The organism is Spiroplasma endosymbiont of Apeira syringaria, from assembly GCF_964020205.1.
Taxonomy (GTDB): domain Bacteria; phylum Bacillota_I; class Bacilli_A; order Mycoplasmatales; family VBWQ01; genus Spiroplasma_E; species Spiroplasma_E ixodetis_A.
The window spans coordinates 1812438-1833696 of the sequence record NZ_OZ026543.1; the positions used below are offsets into that span (position 1 = coordinate 1812438).

The following is a 21259-nucleotide window of genomic DNA, read 5'->3' on the forward strand; positions in this document are numbered from 1 at the left end:
AAAAGGTTGCCATTCCATAATTTTATTAATGTATTTTGTAATAATAAGTGTTCTTTTAACTTTTGTATTTCTAATTTTTGAAAATTATTTTTATATTCTCTTTCAGCAACATAACCTAAATCTCGTAATACTGTTTCACGATTAGGAGTAAAACTATAAGGCTTTTCTCCCTTTATGTACTATTTTAATTTTATCACATAAATGCTGAGAAAAGCCTATCTACGGACTTCTCCCCACATTTTTAAATCAAACATAGAATTACAGTTTCAAAACTAGGTATCTTGTTGAATTTATATGCAGATTCTTTAGCATATAAATGAACATGATGTTTTGCAACTTTGATATGTGTTTTAAATGTTCTTCTTATATGTTTTCAAACTGATTCAATTTGGTTGGTATTTACACCAATTTTTGAAACATAGCCATCTTGATGGTTAACTGTTTCATGCTTAGTGAAAACTGATTTAAAATCGCAATATCCTTTTCAAGAATCAGTATATACAAGACATTTTGAAGAAATGTGGTTTTTTGCAAACTGCAAAAGATTTTTACTCTTTGCGTTTTTCAATACTTTCACAATTAAATTATTGGTTGTTTTTTGATAAATGCCAACAATCAAGGTTTTATTCACCAAGGATCTTCCTTGTTTTTTAAAACCCATATGTGAAAGATACATTTCATCAATTTGCACTGTACCTTCAACAATAAATTGAGGTTTTTGTTTTGCAATACGTGTTCTGATTTTATGAGTCATTCTTCAAGCAGTTTTCAAAGTCACTCCCAATTCTTTTGCAATATCTGTTGATGGAATTCCATGTTTGGTGTTTATTCATCTAAAGATAAGATAAAAACAAGATGTTAAAGATGTTTGTGACCTTGAAAATATGGTGCCTGTGAGAATGCTAAATGTTTGATTACATTTTAAACATCTCATTCTTTTTAAATCAGAAGTATTCAAATTAAAATTAAAACACCTAATACATTTGTTTTCTTTCAAATTTGCTATATATGCAAGACATTGCTGTTCAGTTTGAAAAGCATTGTTGAATTCATTCAGTTTCATTATTCCCTCCACAAGTACATGTGGGGAGAAGTCCGAACTATAATTCATTAAATAACGTTTATTACCAATAATTTTATCTGTTAAAATTTCTTTTCCACTTACTTGACTAATAATTTCTTGTAAGTTTTTTGCTTCTTTAACACCAATTTGTTCTAATGTTTTAGTTTTTTGTGCTAATTTAATAAATTTAGTTATACGATAACCACGACTAATTTTATTAAGTCCAGCAAATGCAGGTAATAAATTTAAGAAAGTATTTAATTTTGTTACATTTCCTTTTAAATAATCATAAACTTGATTAATAGTAAAATCAGTTGTAGCATAAATACCAAAATTAATAGTACTTGCAATAAAATCACTTGCACCTAATCCAAGGGCTACACTTTCACTTAATCCACCAGTAAAAGGAGCAAGTGCTACTGCTATAACTTGTACACCAATCATTTCTAAAATTTCTCATCAAAAACTTTTATTTTCTTGTTGTTTACTTATTCTAGTATGTTTTGGTTTATTTATGTTTAAAAGTATTGCTGTACTAGTTGTACCAATTGGCATGATATTAATGTCCTTTATTTAAGAGTTATTTTAATTGGATTTGTTGTTCCTTTATAATTTAAGTCATTAACATTTGCAGTAATAGTTATATATAAGTCACCTGCTTTTTGTTTTTGATTACTTACATTAGTTTTTCCTTGTGCATCACTAAAATATTTAATAGTTGGATTTGTTAAATTAGGATTTAATGATTTAAGTTCATTAGTACTTTTTATTTGTGTATTTAATTCACTATTATTGTTATTAACATTTGCAGTAATATCAGTTGTTAAAATTGTAATTTTAGTTTTTAAATCATTTTTATCATTATTAACAATTGCACATAACATTCAGCGTGAAGTTGTTTCTTCATCTGTTATATAGGGTATTGATTCACCAGTTACTTCTCCCCCAACTAAATATCTTCTTCCAACTTTACCATCAGCAATATCTTGAACATATACAACTGTATTTTGTAACATATATCTTTTCATTGCTCTTGGTGTTGCTAAAACAAAAGACATAATTTTAGTTTCATTATTATCAGTAAATGTCATATAATCATCCATTACAATTTGACATAGTACACCTTTGATGTATAAATCATTTCCATTTAATCTTAATTGTTGAGCAATTTGATTATCAGTAATTAGACCTTTATTATTGGCTAAATAAACAATATTATCATAAAGATTATTAGTAATAAAAAAACGACAATTATTACTATTTCTTAGTTGAAATAAAGTATTTCAAGCATCTAACATTGATTTTAAATATCCTAATGGTGTTTTATCAGTAATGTCTATTTTAGTTGCATATTTTGCAATTACATTTGTATCATTATTTGCTAAATAATCTGCTAAGTCATTAGCAACTTCATATTGCATTGTATTTAATAAATTTTGTCCATTTTCAGCATTTAAATCAACATTAGCAATTATTTCACCCGCAACCGCTTCTTCTTTAATTTGTTTTAAAATTTTAACAGTTTCAGCATAACTAACATCTAATCCTTTGCTTTTATCATTTCATTTTAATACTTTAATTTCTGAATTTTTTGGTTTTTTAACTATAAATTCAATTTTTGTTGAATTAACCATTTCGATAGGAAAAAAACTTGCTCATGGTGAATTTGATTGTTTATAAAATTCTATAAACTCTGGTGCTTCTACTAATTTTTCGGTATTATCTAAATTTTTATTGAATTGTATTGCCATTTTTTGATTTCCTTTCTGTTATAAATTATTATTTTTTTTATAATCCAATAATGTACTTTTTATTGAATTTTGTTGATTTGTTATTATTGTTTGTTGTTTACCACCTGTATTAATTATTTCTTTAAATACTGGTTGTTCTTTAATAATTTTTTTAATAGTTTCTTCAATTTTTGAATTTTCTAAATTATTAGTTTTAAATTTTAAAAAATCATAAAATTCAGTTTTAACTTGATATTTTTTAAATATATTAATTATTTCTTTTTCTTTAATTTCTTGATTAAGTTTATTTAACTTATTTTCTGCTTCATTAACTTTATTTTCTATTTCTTGTTGAGCATTATTTTCAGTTAAAGGTTCAGTTGTTTGTTGAACATTATCTTCATTTTCTAACATTTACATCACCCTTTATTATTTATTTTCTTTATTAATTTTTTTATTTAATTTTGCTAATTTTTTTTGATGTTTTATAATTTTGTTATTTGCTCTAACATGTTTTGGAGTTGTGATAAATCTTTTTAATAAAACAATAATTTCTCTGCAAATTAATGTTCCAACACTTGTTCCAATAATTATTAATTCATGTAAAAATTCTTTCATCTGAATATTTTCCTTTCAATTGTTTATTTTTAATTATTCATCAAATTGACCTTTAGTAATTCTTTCAATCATACATTTTGCATCCATTAAAAGATTTGCAATTAAACGTTCATTCAGTCGTATGTCTTCTAAATTTTACATATTCTTCTTTATTACTTTTAATAAAATTAGGAATTTTTAATTCATTTTTAGTATTATTACTCATTATCTTCATCTCCCTCTAAAACTTCTTGTTCTAATAATTCTTGCTCAAATTCAGTAAGTTTTTGAATAAATTTACGGACTTCTCCCCACATGTACTTGTGGAGGGAATAATGAAACTGAATGAATTCAACAATGCTTTTCAAACTGAACAGCAATGTCTTGCATATATAGCAAATTTGAAAGAAAACAAATGTATTAGGTGTTTTAATTTTAATTTGAATACTTCTGATTTAAAAAGAATGAGATGTTTAAAATGTAATCAAACATTTAGCATTCTCACAGGCACCATATTTTCAAGGTCACAAACATCTTTAACATCTTGGTTTTATCTTATCTTTAGATGAATAAACACCAAACATGGAATTCCATCAACAGATATTGCAAAAGAATTGGGAGTGACTTTGAAAACTGCTTGGAAATGTTTAGTAATCTGTGTAACTTACAAAAATAACTATGTTTAATTAATTCTAGTAAATATAATTAAATGACTAGAAAGAGTGAGTTACAGATGGCTAAAAAAGATAACTTTAATAATAATGATCCAATATCAAAAGCAGTAGATTTATTACTAGAAAATACTGAAGATTTAACAACAGTTTTTAAACCTGGCGGTTTATATAAAGAATTAACAAAAAGATTAGTTGAAAAAATGTTGAATTCTGAAATGCAAAATTATTTAGGATATGAAAAAAATCAACATACTACTACTGAAAATGCTCGTAATGGTACAAGTTCAAAAAAATTAATAACTCAACAAGGTAAAATTGAAATTGATGTACCAAGAGATCGCAATAGTAATTTTACTCCTGTAATAGTTCCTAAAAGGCAAAGAAGATTTGATGGTTTTGATCAACAAGTTCTTTCCTTGTATGCAAAAGGAATGACATTATCTGACATTAGAATGCAGTTGCAAGAGTTATATCATGGTGCTGATATTAGTGAAAGTGTTATTAGTCAAATTACTGATGATGTTATTGATGATGTTAAAGCATGACAAAATCGACCATTAGAAAGTATTTATCCTATTGTTTATTTTGATTGTATAGTAGTTAAAGTACGACAAGATAAACGGATTATTAACAAATCAGTTTATATAGCATTAGGAGTTGATTTAGAAGGCAAAAAAGATGTTTTAGGATTATGAATTAGTGAAAATGAAGGTTCTAAGTTTTGATTATCTAATTTCACAGAAATGAAAAATCGTGGCTTAAATGATATTCTTATTGCTTGTAGTGATAATTTAACAGGCATGTCAGAAGCAATACAATCAGTTTATCCTAAAACAGAACATCAATTATGCATTGTTCATCAAATTAGAAATAGTTTAAAATATGTTTCATACAAACATCGAAAAGGTCTAGTTGCAGATTTAAAACCAATTTATAGTGCATGTAGTGAAGAACAAGCAATGCAAGCTTTAGAATCGTTTGAAAGTAAATGAAATAAACAATATCCTCAAATTACTAAATCTTGATATAAAAATTGAGATAATTTAATGGTTTTTATTAGTTATCCAGTAGAAATCAAAAGAGTGATTTATACTACAAATGCTATTGAAAATATAACAAAAAAATGAACATTGCCTATTCAAAATTGAAATACAGCAATTGCTCATTTTATGATAAAATTTGAAGACAGAATTAATCTAAATTAGTAACTTTGTAAAACAAAGATACACAGATTATTAAAAAGCCTCAACTGCTTGAAGAATGACTCATAAAATCAGAACACGTATTGCAAAACAAAAACCTCAATTTATTGTTGAAGGTACAGTGCAAATTGATGAAATGTATCTTTCACATATGGGTTTTAAAAAACAAGGAAGATCCTTGGTGAATAAAACCTTGATTGTTGGCATTTATCAAAAAACAACCAATAATTTAATTGTGAAAGTATTGAAAAACGCAAAGAGTAAAAATCTTTTGCAGTTTGCAAAAAACCACATTTCTTCAAAATGTCTTGTATATACTGATTCTTGAAAAGGATATTGCGATTTTAAATCAGTTTTCACTAAGCATGAAACAGTTAACCATCAAGATGGCTATGTTTCAAAAATTGGTGTAAATACCAACCAAATTGAATCAGTTTGAAAACATATAAGAAGAACATTTAAAAAACATATCAAAGTTGCAAAACATCATGTTCATTTATATGCTAAAGAAGCTGCATATAAATTCAACAAGATACCTAGTTTTGAAACTGTAATTCTATGTTTGATTTAAAAATGTGGGGAGAAGTCCGTAGATAGGCTTTTCTCAGCATTTATGTGATAAAATTAAAATAGTACATAAAGGGAGAAAAGCCTAAATTTATCTTGATATCTTAACACTGCTTTAAATTCACTTAAAGATAAATAATCTCTTCCATAACCTTGTCTTTCGATTTTAATTGATGGTTGTTCATCATATATTTTGATATTAATATTAATTTTTCCAATTTTATAATTCTTTTCTTTCATTATTTTCTTCTCCTTTATAAACTCATATGATTATAATCTCAATTTAATGAAGCATTATCATGATTTAATGGTACTTCGCTCATATTATCACTACCATAATATTGACTTGCAGTTTCACTATTAATAGTAAATCTATTATCATTAATTAATCTTGTAGTTTCATTATTAAATGGTGTTTCTTGCATTTCTTGAATATGATTAGTTGTTTCCATTGGTAGTAAATTATGGATAATTTCAGAAGCACCAGCAACTATGGTAGGTATTGCATAGGCATTATTAAAATCATTATTAACACCCATTGCTACACCACTTGATATTAAACAACCACCAGTTGCCATATTACAAATTTTTCTTATTGCTTCAAATTTATTAGGTATTAACTCAGTTAATCCACTAATAAGATTTGAAATACCATAAGCATTTAAACTAATATAAGTATCTCAATCCATTAATGACTGATGTTCTTGTTTATTTAATAGTAATCATGGAGGACCTTCTGTTGTAGTTGTAGTAGTTATTGGATTTGGTGTTGTTGGAATAATAGGATTAATATTATTTTCTGTTCATTTACTATAATTTGCTAATCCAATTGTTCCTAAACCTAATAAGATTTTTTTAGAACTATTAATTAATTTAGTTTTAGTATTTGGTCTTTGATTTAAATTTCATATATCTAAACCTAATTTTTTACCAAATAATAAACTATTAATTGAACCTAATACTGGATTACTTATTACTTGACCATAATAAGAACTTGTACCAATCATTGCACTTAAAGGACTTATTGAAGAGCGTATTATTTTTGTTAATGTATAATTATTTGTTTCCATTTCTATTCTCCTTTATTTGCTTTTAACATTTCTCTTACAATATCTAATAAAGTATTTACTTGATAATCATATAATTCAAATTCATGAATTCTAATTTTAATTTTTTTAATTTTCTAATTTTTTAATGGTTACTTTAATTCAACCTTGATAAACATCATTATCACCAACTATTAATGCAACATTACTTTCGGGTTCAGAAACAATTATGTGTTTTGATTTAACATTTGGATATTGTCTTAAAATAATTGCTCTAATATCATTACTGGTATGAATTGCTTTTGGAAATGGTGATAATATTTCAATTTCATCTTTATTTTCAAATAAAGTAGGTAATATAATCATTAGTCAAATTCTCCATTTTCAATTCTTTCTTTTAAAGAAAAGACATATTCTGTATAAGTTCTATGTGGATTTTTATCATTTATAATTTCATCGATATCTAAAATTAATTTTTCTTTATTAATAATTTAACCTTTCTTTCCTAACTCTTTTATTTTGTTTTTGTTTACATAAGTTATTACATTTATGAGCAAAAACTCTACCATAACCACATTTATTATTCTTTTTTATTTTTATTATCATTATTTATTTTCTTCTCATATGATATTTCCACAACTATTACAATTTTCAAGTTTTTCTCAATTTTTAAAATTATTTTCAAAATCATTTATCAATTTTTTAAACTTATTTAAGTCATATTTATCAATACAAATATCATCTAGGTTTAAAGTAAAATCTCCATTTATTGAAAAATGACCAATATTAATTCCTTCTCATTCTTCTTTTCATTTGTTTAAAAATTCATTTATTGTCATTATTTTTTCTCCTTATTTTTAATTTGATTAGAAATTTCACTTAATATTTTTAATACTTTATATTCATTTTTTAATTATTTAATAATAAATATTAAAATTATTATTAGTGTTATGCTTGTTATTAATATTGGTAATATTAATAAAATTTCGGACTTCTCCCCACATGTACTTGTGGAGGGAATAATGAAACTGAATGAATTCAAAAATGCTTTTCAAACTGAACAGCAATGTCTTGCATATATAGCAAATTTGAAAGAAAACAAATGTATTAGGTGTTTTAATTTTAACTTAGGCTTTTCTCCCTTTATGTAATATTTTAATTTTATCACATAAATGCTGAGAAAAGCCTTATGATATTAAAAAAGAAATGATTAAACACGTTAAGTATAATGATTTTAATGATTGAGTAACAATTCCATGAAATTCTGCTTATTTTGACATTGACCAACCGGATTTAAAATTAGTTAGTGGTGAAATTATAGGTGGTGTAGATAATGATTTGGATTTTGAATATCAAAGTGATGTTGTAGGTGTTAAAAAGACAACACTTAATACTGGAACTGGTGTTTATTCTTTTAGGAAATATCAGTTAGATGATATTTCCCGTATTATGTTCAATCATAATTTTATTCAATATGGTAAAAAAAATCGGCTTCTTATTCATAATGTAAATCATTGAGTTAAACCTTTAAATTTACGTTTTGAATTAAATTTTGAAATTGATAAACCTTTAAGTTTTTATATTCAAGGTTTTATGTTTTATTTTAATTATGAGGCTTTTTCTACATTTACTGGTTATTTTTCTTTTAGTTTTTTAGATTATGTTGGTGATACAAAATATGTTTTTAAAGGAAAGATTGGTAATGATGTTTATATGCAAGATTTGTATAATTTTGTTACTATGCCGGTTCGTGTTCCAAATTTAAGACATTTAACTGTATTTTTTGATATTCATGGAACTACAAATTTAACTATTCCACCGGAGGTTTCATTTGGTCAAATTAATATTTTTTCAAGTGAGAAAGTAACACCAGTACCGCCAAATAGTCCATTTAATCCTGAGTATGAAAGACCAAGTTGATATGATGTTTTTGCACATTTACGTAATGCTTTTAGATGAGTACTTTATGGAGTTGTTGGTAAAGTTTTACCAGTTGAACCATTAAGACAATTTCTTTTTACAACAGATAGTTTATTACGACATATTTTTTCAGATACGATTAGTACTGCTTTAAATGTTGATATTGTTAGTGGAATAGAAAATATTATACCTTTATGATTATTTGTTAGAGCAATTAGTTTAATTATAGGTTAGGAGTTTATTATGCCTTGATATGGTTATGTGTTATTAGTTATAGGTTTGATTATAATTATTTATCCAATTCTTATAACTATTCGTAATGTTAAAATTTTAAAAAGAGTTGGTAGTTATATTATTTCAGCACCTCCAAGAACTGGCAAATCTGCCCTTGCTTGTTGTTTAGCACAAACTCATAAGAAACGAGTAGTTAGTCTCCTTTCCCTATTAAGTTAAAGACTGGTTATTCTTATTTGGTTAATTATAACGATGTTTTTACTTTTAATCAGTTAGCAAGTAATTATGCTTTTGAGGAACAAGATTTAATAATTTTAGATGAATTAGCATTAAAAATAAATTCTAATGATTTAGGAGTACAGTTTAAAAATCAACAAGAAAGTTTAGGACAATTTTGTAAGTTAATAGGTCACATGTTTAATGGTACAATGTATTTGATTGAACAACACCCTAATAGAATACCAGTACAAGCAAGAGAAAAAGTTGAGTATGTTGTTCAAGTTAAACGTATGCGTTTTTTGGGTTTTATTGTTATATTTAATCTTAATTTATATAATAATATTGAGGATTATAATAAAGTAGTATTTTCACGTCGTAGAACAAAGAAAATGATTAAAAGAGGTATTATGCCTCCAAGTTATAGTGGTGAAGCAATGGCTATGACTTTATTTTTTCCTAGACACTGGTTAAAAAGGTATAATTCACGTGCTTTACATTATGTGCATGAACTTAAAAGTGAATTGTCACCTAAGAAATATCTTAAAGAAGCAAGTAGTATTGATATGACTTATAGTGATATTAAGTCTGCTGGTTTGGATAAATTGGATAATATTTTAAAGAAAAAAGATAAATCTAAAAATAAAGATAAATAAGAATGATTATAGTCCCAGTGAACCTACTGGGACTATAATTTGGGTGAGCCACGTAGTGGCGAGGGACGAAGTCCCTATATACTTGATTATAATAAATAATAAAATAACCTATTTCATGATTATTTTTTAGACCATAAATAAAATGTAATTATGAAGTGGGATTTTTATTTTTTTTAATATTTTCAAAACGTTTTAACAAATCACTATTGAAATAAAATTTAAGCATATTAAATAATTTATTACATAAAATTATATAAAATATGGTCATGCCATTATAAAAAAATTAAGAATTTAAGAGAGGTTTTTTATGTCTGAAAAAGTAAAAAAAAGAAAATTATTACTGCCATTTTTGGTGGTACTACTTTAGTTGGTGGAGCCACTGCTGGTATTTTGTATACTTCTGATATAGAAGCAAAAAACGAGGAAGAAAATGAAAAAGAAAAAAAATAAAATCACAATTTAATCCAAAGATTTTATTACCTAAACCACCAAATTCAAATAGACAATCAAATCGTTATAAATATACAATAGTATAACAACAAGATACAATTTACGTTGATAGTAATGGAGAAGAGCAAACAACTAGTAAAATAGACTTATCAGATATAAAAACTACTGAAATCATTCAAATTTGATTTTATAAAAATGAGAAAGAAGAAATTCAAGTTGTCAGAATGCCAAAAACAATTCAAAAAGTACCAGATCAGTTACCATCAGAAATAACAAGTACAAAACAGATGTTTCAAAGTGCTTCATCATTTAATCAAGATATTTCGGGTTGAGATGTTTCAAATGTAATAACTATGCATCATTCTATGTTTGCTGGTGCAATAACGTTTGATCAAAATTTATCACAATGAAATGTTTCAAAAGTAATAATTCATGATAATTTTGCTATTAATTCTCGAATTAGTAATAGCATTGATAAATTGCCAAATTTTAATTTTTAGATTTTATAATTTATGATGAAAATTTGAAAGAATTATTAGTAATTTTTAAGAAAACCAAAAATTGCTTTATATTAGAAAGTAATGTATAATATTAACGGGGATGTTCTGGTTTCGACAGGAGTGAACAACTAATTGTGGCAGTGGTTTGGTAGACCATAATACTACGAGGTTTCATAACCGGAAAACAAACTAAAACCGTAGTACCTAACTGATTCACAACAAAGTTAAACAACTTTGGATTTGGTTTAGGAAATCAAGCAGTTTTACCTGCTTAATTACTTAAGAAGTAAATACTACCGTTGCTAATAGCAAGTTTATCAATATTAGTAACGTATCATAAGGATAAACTAGAAAAAATGATGTTAATAAATTTTTTCGAATTTCCATTAACTAGCTATTCATAATTTCGTATAATTTATTATTAAATAGTGATTTTTCTAAATTATACTAAACTGTAGATACAGTTAGTCAGTTAACTTTTGGACGCGGGTTCGATCCCCGCCATCTCCACCATAAATTAAATGCACAATTGTGCTTTTTTTATTATTTAATTTAATAATTAATTATAAATAACTTTATAAGATTTTAATTAGTGAAATAAATAATAAAAAAATATTTAATATTTTATGAATAATATTGTAAAACAAGTTGCAAATAGTAACTAGTCTTGGTAATATTGAAAAGTCTTTAAATTTTTTTAATTATATTTGGAGCCGTGGCCAAGTGGTTTAAGGCATAAGTCTGCAAAACTTTGATCGTCGGTTCGAATCCGATCGGCTCCTCCAAAATATTAATAATATTTGCAAATATACTTGTAAATATTACTTTTAATAAGTTATAATTGATTAGGTTTAATGATTTAATTAGTTACTATAAATTTTAGTAATTAAATGCGCCTGTAGATCAATTGGATAGATCGTTTGACTACGGATCAAAAGGTTGTGGGTTCAAGTCCTGCCAGGCGCACCATCGGGATGTGGCTCAGCTTGGTAGAGCGCTCGGTTTGGGACCGAGAGGTCGCAGGTTCGAATCCTGTCTTCCCGACCATTATTAAAAACAAGGGCCCTTAGCTCATTTGGTAGAGCGCCTGCCTTGCACGCAGGAGGTGGTCGGTTCGATCCCGATAGGGTCCACCATTTATATATCGGTTTAAACATTTAAACTAAAACTGGCGAGGTAGCTCAGTTGATTAGAGCGTTCGGTTCATACCCGAGAGGCCATGGGTTTGAGTCCCATCCCCGCTACCATAGTCTAGGACCCTTAGCTTAGTTGGTTAAAGCTCCCGGCTCATAACCGGGCGAGCATTGGTTCGAATCCGATAGGGTCCACCATACTTAAATACTCGGAGGCTTACCCAAGTCCGGTTGAAGGGAACAGTCTTGAAAACTGTCAGTGCGCAAGTGCTCGAGGGTTCGAATCCCTCAGCCTCCTCCATTATTATTAAATTTTATACATCGCGGAGTGGGGAAGTGGTATCCCGTCGGGCTCATAATCCGAAGATCATTGGTTCAAATCCAGTCTCCGCAACCACGGTCTTGTGGTAAAGTGGTTAATACGCCTCCCTGTCACGGAGGAGATCGCGGGTTCGATCCCCGTCAAGACCGCCATTTAGAAAATAAAACATAAGCAGTATTAATTTAGAGAGTAAGTAAAAGGTCTTACTCTTTTTTTATTGTTGTAATTAATAATTATTTTATTCATTATGGAATAAAGTTTTTGATTTTAAGTAAATTAAAAATATTAAAATACACGTATAATTTAAATAATCAATATAATTTTATTTAAATTTAACTATTACTTTATAATAGTTTTTAATTTTTAAAAGTGAGCAAAAATATGGCAAACAATTTATTAAACTTTAATAACTCATCTTCAAGTATCATAAGTAGCAATAATGTTGAGACATTGATACCAGTGAATAATGCATTAACATTAGAAAATGGTATCAATGAACCAATTTTAAAAAATATATTATCATTAAATTTTTTATACAATATTGAAATGGGTTCTAAAGAACAACTGCAGTTACTAACGGCAGAACAAATACAAGAATTTACCCAAAAACATATTAAAATGTTTAATAAAAAACAAATTCAAGCATTTACAGCCAAACAAATACCACATTTCACAAAAGCACAAATTCAAGCATTTACTTTACAACAAGTTTCATGATTTACTAAAGAGCAGAATTCATGATTTACTAAAAAACAACTTGCAACCTTTACACCAGCACAAGTTTTAAAGTTTAAGAATAAAAAAATCAAAAAAATAATTCAAAGAGAACAATTTCAAACATTTACATTAAAACCGATAAAAGTAACTTCATTAAGTTTAAATAGAAAAAAACGTTCGGCTCGTTCGAACTTAGAAATGTATACTAGTCACCAAATTCAATTATTAACAAAAAAACAAATTTCAGAATTTACACCAGAACAAATTCAAGCACTAACACTAAAACAAATTCGAGAATTTACAGAAAAACAAATTCAATCATTATCATTAGAACAAATACAAATATTCAGTCGTGCAGACATTGATTCTTTTACATCTGATCAAATTTCATGATTTACACCAGAACAAATACCAAAATTTGAACGAGAACAAATTCAAGCACTTACAGAAAAACAAATTCAAGCACTAACACTAAAACAAATTCAATCATTTACAGAAGAACAAATTCAAGCATTTAGTCCAAAACAAATTTTATGATTTGCACCATGACAGATTAGATTATTTACATCTGATCAAATTTCATGATTTAGATCAAGTCAGATTGTAGAATTTACTAAAAACCAAATTCAAGCATTTAGCCCAAAACAAATTTCATGATTTAGACCAAGTCAGATTACAGATTTTACTAAACTACAAATTCAATCATTATCATTAGAACAAATACAAATATTCAGTCGTGCATATATTGATTCTTTTACATCTGACCAAATTTCATGATTTACACCAAGTCAGATTACACAATTTACAACTGAACAAATTCGAGAATTTAAAGAAAAACAAATTCAATCATTCACTCCTGACCAAATTTCATGATTTAATCAAGAACAAATTTTAAATTTTACAGAAAAACAAATTCATTTTTTGACAGCAGAACAACGAAAAATTTTTGAGGGAAAAATAAATAAGTATTTTAATAGCACAACAGTTGCTTCAACAACAGTAAAACAAGTTGAAGAATTTAATTCAAAACCAATGCAATTATTATCAAAATCAGAAATTAAATCATTATCATTAGAACAAATTTTGTTATTAACTCCAATACAAAAAGCAGAACTGTCAGAAGAACAAATTTCATGATTTAATCAAGAACTGGATGGGTTACACTTTATTGGACACTAATTACATAGACAAGTGAACAAAGAAAGGAACTATAATTATGGCCAATATTAACTCATATACCGATGAATTTAAAAAACAAATAGTAGCTTTATATCAAAGTGGCAAATCAGTATCTTGCCTTGTTAAAGAATATAATGTTACAAGAGCAGCTACTTACAATTGAATTAAGCAATTTACTAATTCAGGTAGTTTTAAAACTAAAGATAATCGTTCTGTTGAAGAAAATGAATTAATTAAATTAAGAAAAGAATTAAAACAATTAAGAATGGAAAATGATATTTTAAAGCAAGCAGCACTAATAATAGGCAGAAAGTAGAGATTATTGCAAATAATAAATCTAAATATAAAATTCGCACAATGTGTCATTTTTTAAAACTCTCTAAATCAACATATTATTTTAATTTAAAGAAAAAAAATAAAATTCAAAATAATATTTATGAACAAGCTGTTATTAGTGCTTTTAAAAAAAATAAAGAAGTTTATGGTACTAGAAGATTAAAAGTCATTCTAGAAAACCAAGAAATTTATTTATCAAGACGAAAAATTAAAGAAATTATGAATAAACATAATTTAATATCAAAATACACTAAATTATCATTCAAAAATTATCATAATAAAGTCAATGATAGTCAAATAACCAATCTTGTTAATAGAAACTTTAATAATAGAGTTAAAAATGAAGTTATTGTTAGTGATTTAACTTATGTTCAAGTAAATGGTAAGTGAAAATATATTTGTTTATTAATTGACCTATTTAACCGCGAAATAATTGGACATAGTGTAGGTACTAAAAAAGATGCATCATTAGTATATCAAGCATTTATGCACTCAAATCGCTGTTTAAAAGATATTCAAATATTTCATAGTGATCGCGGTAATGAATTTAATAATAAAATTATTGATAAACTTTTACTAGCATTCAATATTAATCGCTCTTTAAGCAAAAAAGGTTGTCCTTATGATAACGCTGTTGCTGAAGCAACCTTTAAAACTTTCAAAACCGAATTTATTAATGATAAAAATTTTACATCATTAATCCAATTAAAATTCGAATTATTTGATTACATCAATTGATATAACAACATAAGAATTCACGGCACTTTAAACTACTTAACTCCAGTTAATTATCAAAAACAAATGTCTACCAAAAAATAGTCCTAAAAAGGGTTGCCATTCCAAAGCCTATCTACGGACTTCTCCCCACATTTTTAAATCAAACATAGAATTACAGTGGATGGGTTACACTTTATTGGACACTAATTACATAGACAAGTGAACAAAGAAAGGAACTATAATTATGGCCAATATTAACTCATATACCGATGAATTTAAAAAACAAATAGTAGCTTTATATCAAAGTGGCAAATCAGTATCTTGCCTTGTTAAAGAATATAATGTTACAAGAGCAGCTACTTACAATTGAATTAAGCAATTTACTAATTCAGGTAGTTTTAAAACTAAAGATAATCGTTCTGTTGAAGAAAATGAATTAATTAAATTAAGAAAAGAATTAAAACAATTAAGAATGGAAAATGATATTTTAAAGCAAGCAGCACTAATAATAGGCAGAAAGTAGAGATTATTGCAAATAATAAATCTAAATATAAAATTCGCACAATGTGTCATTTTTTAAAACTCTCTAAATCAACATATTATTTTAATTTAAAGAAAAAAAATAAAATTCAAAATAATATTTATGAACAAGCTGTTATTAGTGCTTTTAAAAAAAATAAAGAAGTTTATGGTACTAGAAGATTAAAAGTCATTCTAGAAAACCAAGAAATTTATTTATCAAGACGAAAAATTAAAGAAATTATGAATAAACATAATTTAATATCAAAATACACTAAATTATCATTCAAAAATTATCATAATAAAGTCAATGATAGTCAAATAACCAATCTTGTTAATAGAAACTTTAATAATAGAGTTAAAAATGAAGTTATTGTTAGTGATTTAACTTATGTTCAAGTAAATGGTAAGTGAAACTATATTTGTTTATTAATTGACCTATTTAACCGCGAAATAATTGGACATAGTGTAGGTACTAAAAAAGATGTGGAATGGCAACCCTTTTTAGGACTATTTTTTGGTAGACATTTGTTTTTGATAATTAACTGGAGTTAAGTAGTTTAAAGTGCTGTGAATTCTTATGTTGTTATATCAATTGATGTAATCAAATAATTCTAATTTTAATTGGATTAATGATGTAAAATTTTTATCATTAATAAATTCGGTTTTGAAAGTTTTAAAGGTTGCTTCAGCAACAGCGTTATCATAAGGACAACCTTTTTTGCTTAAAGAGCGATTAATATTGAATGCTAGTAAAAGTTTATCAATAATTTTATTATTAAATTCATTACCGCGATCACTATGAAATATTTGAATATCTTTTAAACAGCGATTTGAGTGCATAAATGCTTGATATACTAATGATGCATCTTTTTTAGTACCTACACTATGTCCAATTATTTCGCGGTTAAATAGGTCAATTAATAAACAAATATAGTTTCACTTACCATTTACTTGAACATAAGTTAAATCACTAACAATAACTTCATTTTTAACTCTATTATTAAAGTTTCTATCAACAAGATTGGTTATTTGACTATCATTGACTTTATTATGATTTTTGTATGATAATTTAGTGTATTTTGATATTAAATTATGTTTATTCATAATTTCTTTAATTTTTCGTCTTGATAAATAAATTTCTTGGTTTTCTAGAATGACTTTTAATCTTCTAGTACCATAAACTTCTTTATTTTCTTTAAAAGCACTAATAACAGCTTCATCATAAATATTATTTTTGATTTTATTTTCTTTTTTCTTTAAATTAAAATAATATGTTGATTTAGAGATTTTTAAAAAATGACACATTGTGCGAATTTTATATTTAACTTTATTTTTGACAATAATTTCTATTTTCTGCCTATTATTAGTGCTGCTTGCTTTAAAATATCATTTTCCATTCTTAATTGTTTTAATTCTTTTCTTAATTTAATTAATTCATTTTCTTCAACAGAACGATTATCTTTAGTTTTAAAACTACCTGAATTAGTAAATTGCTTAATTCAATTGTAAGTAGCTGCTCTTGTAACATTATATTCTTTAGCAAGGCAAGATACTGATTTGCCACTTTGATATAAAGCTACTATTTGTTTTTTAAATTCATCGGTATATGAGTTAATATTGGCCATAATTATAGTTCCTTTCTTTGTTCACTTGTCTATGTAATTAGTGTCCAATAAAGTGTAACCCATCCAATGCATCATTAGTATATCAAGCATTTATGCACTCAAATCGCTGTTTAAAAGATATTCAAATATTTCATAGTGATCGCGGTAATGAATTTAATAATAAAATTATTGATAAACTTTTACTAGCATTCAATATTAATCGCTCTTTAAGCAAAAAAGGTTGTCCTTATGATAACGCTGTTGCTGAAGCAACCTTTAAAACTTTCAAAACCGAATTTATTAATGATAAAAATTTTACATCATTAATCCAATTAAAATTAGAATTATTTGATTACATCAATTGATATAACAACATAAGAATTCACGGCACTTTAAACTACTTAACTCCAGTTAATTATCAAAAACAAATGTCTACCAAAAAATAGTCCTAAAAAGGGTTGCCATTCCAACAGTTTCAAAACTAGGTATCTTGTTGAATTTATATGCAGCTTCTTTAGCATATAAATGAACATGATGTTTTGCAACTTTGATATGTGTTTTAAATGTTCTTCTTATATGTTTTCAAACTGATTCAATTTGGTTGGTATTTACACCAATTTTTGAAACATAGCCATCTTGATGGTTAACTGTTTCATGCTTAGTGAAAACTGATTTAAAATCGCAATATCCTTTTCAAGAATCAATATATACAAGACATTTTGAAGAAATGTGGTTTTTTGCAAACTGCAAAATATTTTTACTCTTTGCGTTTTTCAATACTTTCACAATTAAATTATTGGTTGTTTTTTGATAAATGCCAACAATCAAGGTTTTATTCACCAAGGATCTTCCTTTTTTTTTAAAACCCATATGTGAAAGATACATTTCATCAATTTGCACTGTACCTTCAACAATAAATTGAGTTTTTTGTTTTGCAATACGTGTTCTGATTTTATGAGTCATTCTTCAAGCATTTTTCAAAGTCACTCCCAATTCTTTTGCAATATCTGTTGATGGAATTCCATGTTTGGTGTTTATTCATCTAAAGATAAGATAAAACCAAGATGTTAAAGATGTTTGTGACCTTGAAAATATGGTGCCTGTGAGAATGCTAAATGTTTGATTACATTTTAAACATCTCATTCTTTTTAAATCAGAAGTATTCAAATTAAAACTAAAACACCTAATACATTTGTTTTCTTTCAAATTTGCTATATATGCAAGACATTGCTGTTCATTTTGAAAAGCATTGTTGAATTCATTCAGTTTCATTATTCCCTCCACAAGTACATGTGGGGAGAAGTCCGTTAATTTTTATAGGTTTATTTATATTAATTATGTTTGTATTTATTTTAAAATAATAATTTAATTATTTTATAGATTTAAAATTTGGATATAAGTTAACTATATAGTTTTTAAATAAAATGCATTATAATTATTTTATAGGATGGGTGAAAGATATGGATAAATCATTAGATAAACAATTTTTAATTACAAGTAATCTTATTGGTCAAAAAGAGTTAAAGAAATTAAAGGAAACTCCTTTACCTTCATTATTAGATTTAAATTTAACAAGAGTTTATTTTACTAGTCTTGGTGATGGTTTTTCGCGAATATTTATTTTAATTATTCAAATTTTTTGAATTGGTTTGATTTTTTTTAATGGCATTGGTTTTGGTCAATTGGTTGCTAATCTTCCTGGTATACCATCAGCACCAGTTTTTCAAAGTGCAATATTAAAAGTAGTAGCAATGTTAGTTACTGTTTTATTTGCTTTTATAATTTTAATTATGATTTTACCCGTTTTTTTATCTAAAACTATTAGAGGTATTGGTTTAAGTTGTTTATTTTTTTTAATATTTGGTTCTATTGTTAATTTAATAATTATTGGTATTAGTTTTTTTATGTTTTCTTATAGTGACAGTCCTTATCGAATGACAGTATTGATTTTCGCGGTTATAGCACTCTTATTATGATGAATTGCTATTTTGCATTGATGATTAAATACTATTGAAAATAAAAAATATTTAATTAAAAGTATTATTAAAATGTATGAATTAAGTTTTAGATAATGAAAATTTAGGTGAATAATATATGGCTAAAAAGAAAGATAATGATGATTGAAGAAAACTAAATAATATTACTAAATACGTTACTGGTAAAGTAGAACCAGTAAAAGTAAAAAAAACTTTTCTGACAATAACTATTTCTTTAATTATGATAATTGGTTTAGCAATTAGTACTTTTTTTATTGCTCTTGCTATGCAGAGTGCTTTTAATATTGGTTATTTTAAACAAAATATTCCAGAAGAATCAATTGTTGTTGATATGAATGATGTTCCAATTGATAGTAGTAATAAAAATTTACGTTTGCCATTTTTTGAAGAAGACTCAAAAAAACAAGTTTTTGATTTATTAATAAAAGAATCTTGATGAGATAGTTTTTTTCCAACTAATATTACTAATTATGATTTCACTTTTTATAAACCTAATAGTAATGATGAATTAGATAAGAGTTTAATTCAAACTGATGGTGTTACTAAATTTGATTTAAAATTAAAGTTACAATCTTCATTTATTGAATTTAAAATACCAGTAATTGCATTAATTAAAAATACTGCTAAATTTTATGAAAAATTTATGATGTTTAATCAATTTGAAGGAAAATTTAGTAAACATATTTCAGGAAAATTTCCAAATGGTAGTGATTATTTGCAAGAACAATGAACACATGGTTATTTACCAACTAATTTTTATTATGCGGATAAAATTGATAATACTGTTGTTTATAAAACAATCGAAGATGAAATTAATAAATTTATTAATGATTATAAAGAAGAATTTGCTAGTGATACTCATCTTTATCCAATAATATCAACAATTCCTTTACCAGATATTGATTTTAATGATGTAGCTACTATTGAACCATATTTCGAATTAGTTCATCATCCCGAATTAAATTATGTTGGTAATGCTGTGAATAGTTCCAAAGAATATGTTAATCTTTATTCATATTCTTCAAATTTTCCATTAAAACCTTTTTATATAACATATGTTTCTAATCCAAATGTTGTTTATGATTTCATTTATTTAAAACCAACAAGTATTGAAGAGGTTATTGATTATCTTAAAGTTAATCCTATTGATTTTGTTCCTTTTAGTATGGTACAAGAAGCAGTAGATAGTGATGAATCATTAATAAAATATAGTCCTCCACATGTATTATTGACTAGTGATAATAGTGGTAATCATTTTAAATATAAGGAATTGAGTTATTATTTTGGTTTTTCAAATTCAATAAATAATAGTATTGAAAATATTAATGTTAATGATTATGTTAATATTGGTGATCTAGAAACTTTTTTAGAAAATAAATATTGACAAGAAATGTATCAATTTGCAAAAAATAATTCTACTTTTTTCTTATTATATTATCCTGATTCGACGGTTGATCCAAATATTAATTGAAATCTTGTTATTAAATCACTTGCTACTTTTAAAGGATATTTTGTTAAAGCTTTAAAGGTGCAAATTAATGAGTTAAGTGCTTTTAGTTTTTTAGATATTGATGGTAATAATTTATCATTAAAGGCAACTGATATTATTAAGACTAATGATATTAAAAAAATTAGATTTCATATTGGAAAAGATTTGATAAGCAGTGACTATGTTCCCAAGCCCCATAGTTTTAATTTTACTTTTAAAGTAAAGTGAATTTAAATACTTAAAAATAAGTGTTGATTTTATGAAAATGGGTTAAATTTTGATAACTATAATTTAATATTCATACTAATTATATAAAATAGTTTTAATTATATAGGTTATTAATTGTAAAATTAATATAAATTTGTTATTATTCTTATGTATAAAAAAT

26 protein-coding genes, 9 tRNA genes, 1 other RNA gene and 1 pseudogene are annotated in these 21259 nt (G+C 25.8%); 27 read left to right on the top strand and 10 right to left on the bottom strand.

From position 1 onward, the window contains the following. Positions 1 to 241: 241 nt before the first annotated feature. Complete coding sequence (locus AACL02_RS11160) at positions 242 to 1063, bottom strand: IS1595 family transposase (RefSeq protein ID WP_339041638.1); 822 nt, start codon at positions 1061 to 1063, stop codon at positions 242 to 244. Between AACL02_RS11160 and AACL02_RS11165 the strand changes: the two genes are divergently transcribed. After that, positions 1009 to 1134, top strand: a complete 126-nt coding sequence (locus AACL02_RS11165; protein WP_339041640.1) for a hypothetical protein — start codon at positions 1009 to 1011, stop codon at positions 1132 to 1134. The two genes, AACL02_RS11160 and AACL02_RS11165, sit on opposite strands and share 55 nt — an antisense overlap. A gap of 498 nt (positions 1135 to 1632) precedes the next feature. On the opposite strand, the gene AACL02_RS11170 is transcribed toward AACL02_RS11165, so the two are convergent. Genes AACL02_RS11170 through AACL02_RS11180 form a run of 3 tightly spaced genes read right to left on the bottom strand, consistent with a single transcriptional unit; the run spans position 1633 to position 3411 of the window. Then, positions 1633 to 2814, bottom strand: coding sequence for a hypothetical protein (locus AACL02_RS11170; protein ID WP_339041642.1), 1182 nt, complete (start codon positions 2812 to 2814; stop codon positions 1633 to 1635). 18 nt (positions 2815 to 2832) lie between these two features. Next, on the bottom strand, positions 2833 to 3207 hold the full coding sequence (locus tag AACL02_RS11175; protein WP_338961095.1) for a hypothetical protein: 375 nt from the start codon (positions 3205 to 3207) through the stop codon (positions 2833 to 2835). 15 nt (positions 3208 to 3222) lie between these two features. After that, entirely contained in the window at positions 3223 to 3411 is a 189-nt protein-coding gene (locus AACL02_RS11180) for a hypothetical protein (protein ID WP_339041644.1), read from the bottom strand. 314 nt (positions 3412 to 3725) lie between these two features. On the opposite strand from AACL02_RS11180, the gene AACL02_RS11185 reads away from it, so the two are divergent. Genes AACL02_RS11185 through AACL02_RS11195 form a run of 3 tightly spaced genes read left to right on the top strand, consistent with a single transcriptional unit; the run spans position 3726 to position 5837 of the window. Beyond that, on the top strand, positions 3726 to 4076 hold the full coding sequence (locus AACL02_RS11185; protein ID WP_339041646.1) for a hypothetical protein: 351 nt from the start codon (positions 3726 to 3728) through the stop codon (positions 4074 to 4076). Positions 4077 to 4123: 47 nt separating this feature from the next. Then, on the top strand, positions 4124 to 5269 hold the full coding sequence (locus AACL02_RS11190) for an IS256 family transposase (RefSeq protein WP_339043736.1): 1146 nt from the start codon (positions 4124 to 4126) through the stop codon (positions 5267 to 5269). Positions 5270 to 5324: 55 nt separating this feature from the next. Then, a complete protein-coding gene (locus tag AACL02_RS11195) occupies positions 5325 to 5837 on the top strand; it encodes an IS1595 family transposase (RefSeq protein ID WP_339041648.1) in 513 nt (170 codons plus the stop codon). A gap of 53 nt (positions 5838 to 5890) precedes the next feature. Here AACL02_RS11195 and AACL02_RS11200 read toward each other — a convergent pair whose 3' ends face one another. The 4 genes from AACL02_RS11200 to AACL02_RS11215 all read right to left on the bottom strand — a co-directional run bounded on the left by AACL02_RS11200 (position 5891) and on the right by AACL02_RS11215 (position 7718). Further along, positions 5891 to 6073, bottom strand: a complete 183-nt coding sequence (locus AACL02_RS11200) for a hypothetical protein (protein WP_339041650.1) — start codon at positions 6071 to 6073, stop codon at positions 5891 to 5893. Positions 6074 to 6087: 14 nt separating this feature from the next. Further along, positions 6088 to 6903: a hypothetical protein gene (locus tag AACL02_RS11205; RefSeq protein ID WP_339041652.1), complete on the bottom strand. Its 816-nt coding sequence runs from the start codon at positions 6901 to 6903 to the stop codon at positions 6088 to 6090. A 105-nt stretch (positions 6904 to 7008) separates the two neighbouring features. Beyond that, complete coding sequence (locus tag AACL02_RS11210; protein WP_339041654.1) at positions 7009 to 7245, bottom strand: hypothetical protein; 237 nt, start codon at positions 7243 to 7245, stop codon at positions 7009 to 7011. A 239-nt stretch (positions 7246 to 7484) separates the two neighbouring features. Next, the gene (locus tag AACL02_RS11215) at positions 7485 to 7718 is read right to left on the bottom strand and encodes a hypothetical protein (RefSeq protein WP_281748215.1); all 234 of its coding nucleotides are present in this window, start codon (positions 7716 to 7718) and stop codon (positions 7485 to 7487) included. Positions 7719 to 7901: 183 nt separating this feature from the next. Here AACL02_RS11215 and AACL02_RS11220 point away from each other — a divergent pair, with 183 nt between their 5' ends. The 19 genes from AACL02_RS11220 (at position 7902) to AACL02_RS11310 (ending at position 16333) form a co-directional block, all read left to right on the top strand. Continuing rightward, a complete protein-coding gene (locus AACL02_RS11220) occupies positions 7902 to 8030 on the top strand; it encodes a hypothetical protein (protein WP_339041656.1) in 129 nt (42 codons plus the stop codon). 55 nt (positions 8031 to 8085) lie between these two features. Continuing rightward, entirely contained in the window at positions 8086 to 9033 is a 948-nt protein-coding gene (locus tag AACL02_RS11225; protein ID WP_339041658.1) for a hypothetical protein, read from the top strand. A gap of 9 nt (positions 9034 to 9042) precedes the next feature. Next, a complete protein-coding gene (locus tag AACL02_RS11230) occupies positions 9043 to 9252 on the top strand; it encodes a hypothetical protein (protein WP_339041660.1) in 210 nt (69 codons plus the stop codon). A gap of 17 nt (positions 9253 to 9269) precedes the next feature. Continuing rightward, the gene (locus tag AACL02_RS11235; protein WP_339041662.1) at positions 9270 to 9905 is read left to right on the top strand and encodes a hypothetical protein; all 636 of its coding nucleotides are present in this window, start codon (positions 9270 to 9272) and stop codon (positions 9903 to 9905) included. 674 nt (positions 9906 to 10579) lie between these two features. After that, positions 10580 to 10855, top strand: coding sequence for a BspA family leucine-rich repeat surface protein (locus AACL02_RS11240; protein ID WP_338975864.1), 276 nt, complete (start codon positions 10580 to 10582; stop codon positions 10853 to 10855). A gap of 96 nt (positions 10856 to 10951) precedes the next feature. Further along, positions 10952 to 11368: a transfer-messenger RNA gene (ssrA, locus tag AACL02_RS11245) on the top strand. Between the two features lie 196 nt (positions 11369 to 11564). After that, positions 11565 to 11640 (top strand) — tRNA-Cys (locus tag AACL02_RS11250). A 107-nt stretch (positions 11641 to 11747) separates the two neighbouring features. Continuing rightward, positions 11748 to 11824 (top strand) — tRNA-Arg (locus AACL02_RS11255). Position 11825: 1 nt separating this feature from the next. Continuing rightward, a tRNA-Pro gene (locus AACL02_RS11260) sits at positions 11826 to 11902 on the top strand. 13 nt (positions 11903 to 11915) lie between these two features. Beyond that, positions 11916 to 11991 (top strand) — tRNA-Ala (locus AACL02_RS11265). A gap of 34 nt (positions 11992 to 12025) precedes the next feature. Next, positions 12026 to 12102, top strand: a tRNA-Met gene (locus AACL02_RS11270). Between the two features lie 7 nt (positions 12103 to 12109). Then, positions 12110 to 12186, top strand: a tRNA-Ile gene (locus AACL02_RS11275). Between the two features lie 13 nt (positions 12187 to 12199). After that, positions 12200 to 12289, top strand: a tRNA-Ser gene (locus AACL02_RS11280). Positions 12290 to 12310: 21 nt separating this feature from the next. Further along, a tRNA-Met gene (locus AACL02_RS11285) sits at positions 12311 to 12385 on the top strand. Between the two features lies 1 nt (position 12386). Beyond that, a tRNA-Asp gene (locus AACL02_RS11290) sits at positions 12387 to 12462 on the top strand. Between the two features lie 229 nt (positions 12463 to 12691). Next, a complete protein-coding gene (locus AACL02_RS11295; RefSeq protein WP_339041664.1) occupies positions 12692 to 14206 on the top strand; it encodes a hypothetical protein in 1515 nt (504 codons plus the stop codon). A 37-nt stretch (positions 14207 to 14243) separates the two neighbouring features. Beyond that, positions 14244 to 15361, top strand: a protein-coding gene (locus tag AACL02_RS11300; RefSeq protein WP_422397808.1) for an IS3 family transposase whose coding sequence is annotated in 2 segments (ribosomal slippage) — positions 14244 to 14514 and positions 14514 to 15361 — 1119 coding nt in all. Because the reading frame shifts where the segments join, the coding sequence is not laid out codon by codon here. A gap of 142 nt (positions 15362 to 15503) precedes the next feature. Continuing rightward, positions 15504 to 15782, top strand: coding sequence for a transposase (locus AACL02_RS11305; RefSeq protein ID WP_339040490.1), 279 nt, complete (start codon positions 15504 to 15506; stop codon positions 15780 to 15782). A gap of 41 nt (positions 15783 to 15823) precedes the next feature. Further along, on the top strand, positions 15824 to 16333 hold the full coding sequence (locus AACL02_RS11310; RefSeq protein WP_339041666.1) for an IS3 family transposase: 510 nt from the start codon (positions 15824 to 15826) through the stop codon (positions 16331 to 16333). Here the strand turns inward: AACL02_RS11310 and AACL02_RS11315 are convergent. Continuing rightward, a protein-coding gene (locus tag AACL02_RS11315) for an IS3 family transposase (RefSeq protein ID WP_339040653.1) occupies positions 16289 to 17406 on the bottom strand; the annotation gives its coding sequence in 2 pieces (ribosomal slippage) (positions 16289 to 17163 and positions 17163 to 17406; 1119 coding nt in all). The genes AACL02_RS11310 and AACL02_RS11315 overlap by 45 nt on opposite strands. A gap of 65 nt (positions 17407 to 17471) precedes the next feature. On the opposite strand from AACL02_RS11315, the pseudogene AACL02_RS11320 reads away from it, so the two are divergent. Continuing rightward, positions 17472 to 17831 (top strand): annotated as a pseudogene (locus tag AACL02_RS11320) (IS3 family transposase); the annotation flags it as partial. Here the strand turns inward: AACL02_RS11320 and AACL02_RS11325 are convergent. Beyond that, positions 17818 to 18657 (bottom strand): IS1595 family transposase, encoded by an 840-nt coding sequence (locus AACL02_RS11325; RefSeq protein ID WP_339041668.1) that lies wholly within the window; start codon positions 18655 to 18657, stop codon positions 17818 to 17820. The pseudogene AACL02_RS11320 and the gene AACL02_RS11325 overlap by 14 nt on opposite strands. Here AACL02_RS11325 and AACL02_RS11330 point away from each other — a divergent pair. From AACL02_RS11330 to AACL02_RS11340, 3 genes are all read left to right on the top strand, one after another. Beyond that, positions 18603 to 18746 carry a hypothetical protein gene (locus AACL02_RS11330; RefSeq protein WP_339041670.1) on the top strand — a complete coding sequence of 48 codons (144 nt, stop codon included), beginning with the start codon at positions 18603 to 18605 and terminating at the stop codon, positions 18744 to 18746. The two genes, AACL02_RS11325 and AACL02_RS11330, sit on opposite strands and share 55 nt — an antisense overlap. Positions 18747 to 18845: 99 nt before the next feature. Continuing rightward, positions 18846 to 19457, top strand: a complete 612-nt coding sequence (locus tag AACL02_RS11335; protein WP_281749114.1) for a hypothetical protein — start codon at positions 18846 to 18848, stop codon at positions 19455 to 19457. Positions 19458 to 19479: 22 nt separating this feature from the next. After that, positions 19480 to 21105: a hypothetical protein gene (locus AACL02_RS11340; protein WP_339041672.1), complete on the top strand. Its 1626-nt coding sequence runs from the start codon at positions 19480 to 19482 to the stop codon at positions 21103 to 21105. Positions 21106 to 21259: the final 154 nt, after the last annotated feature.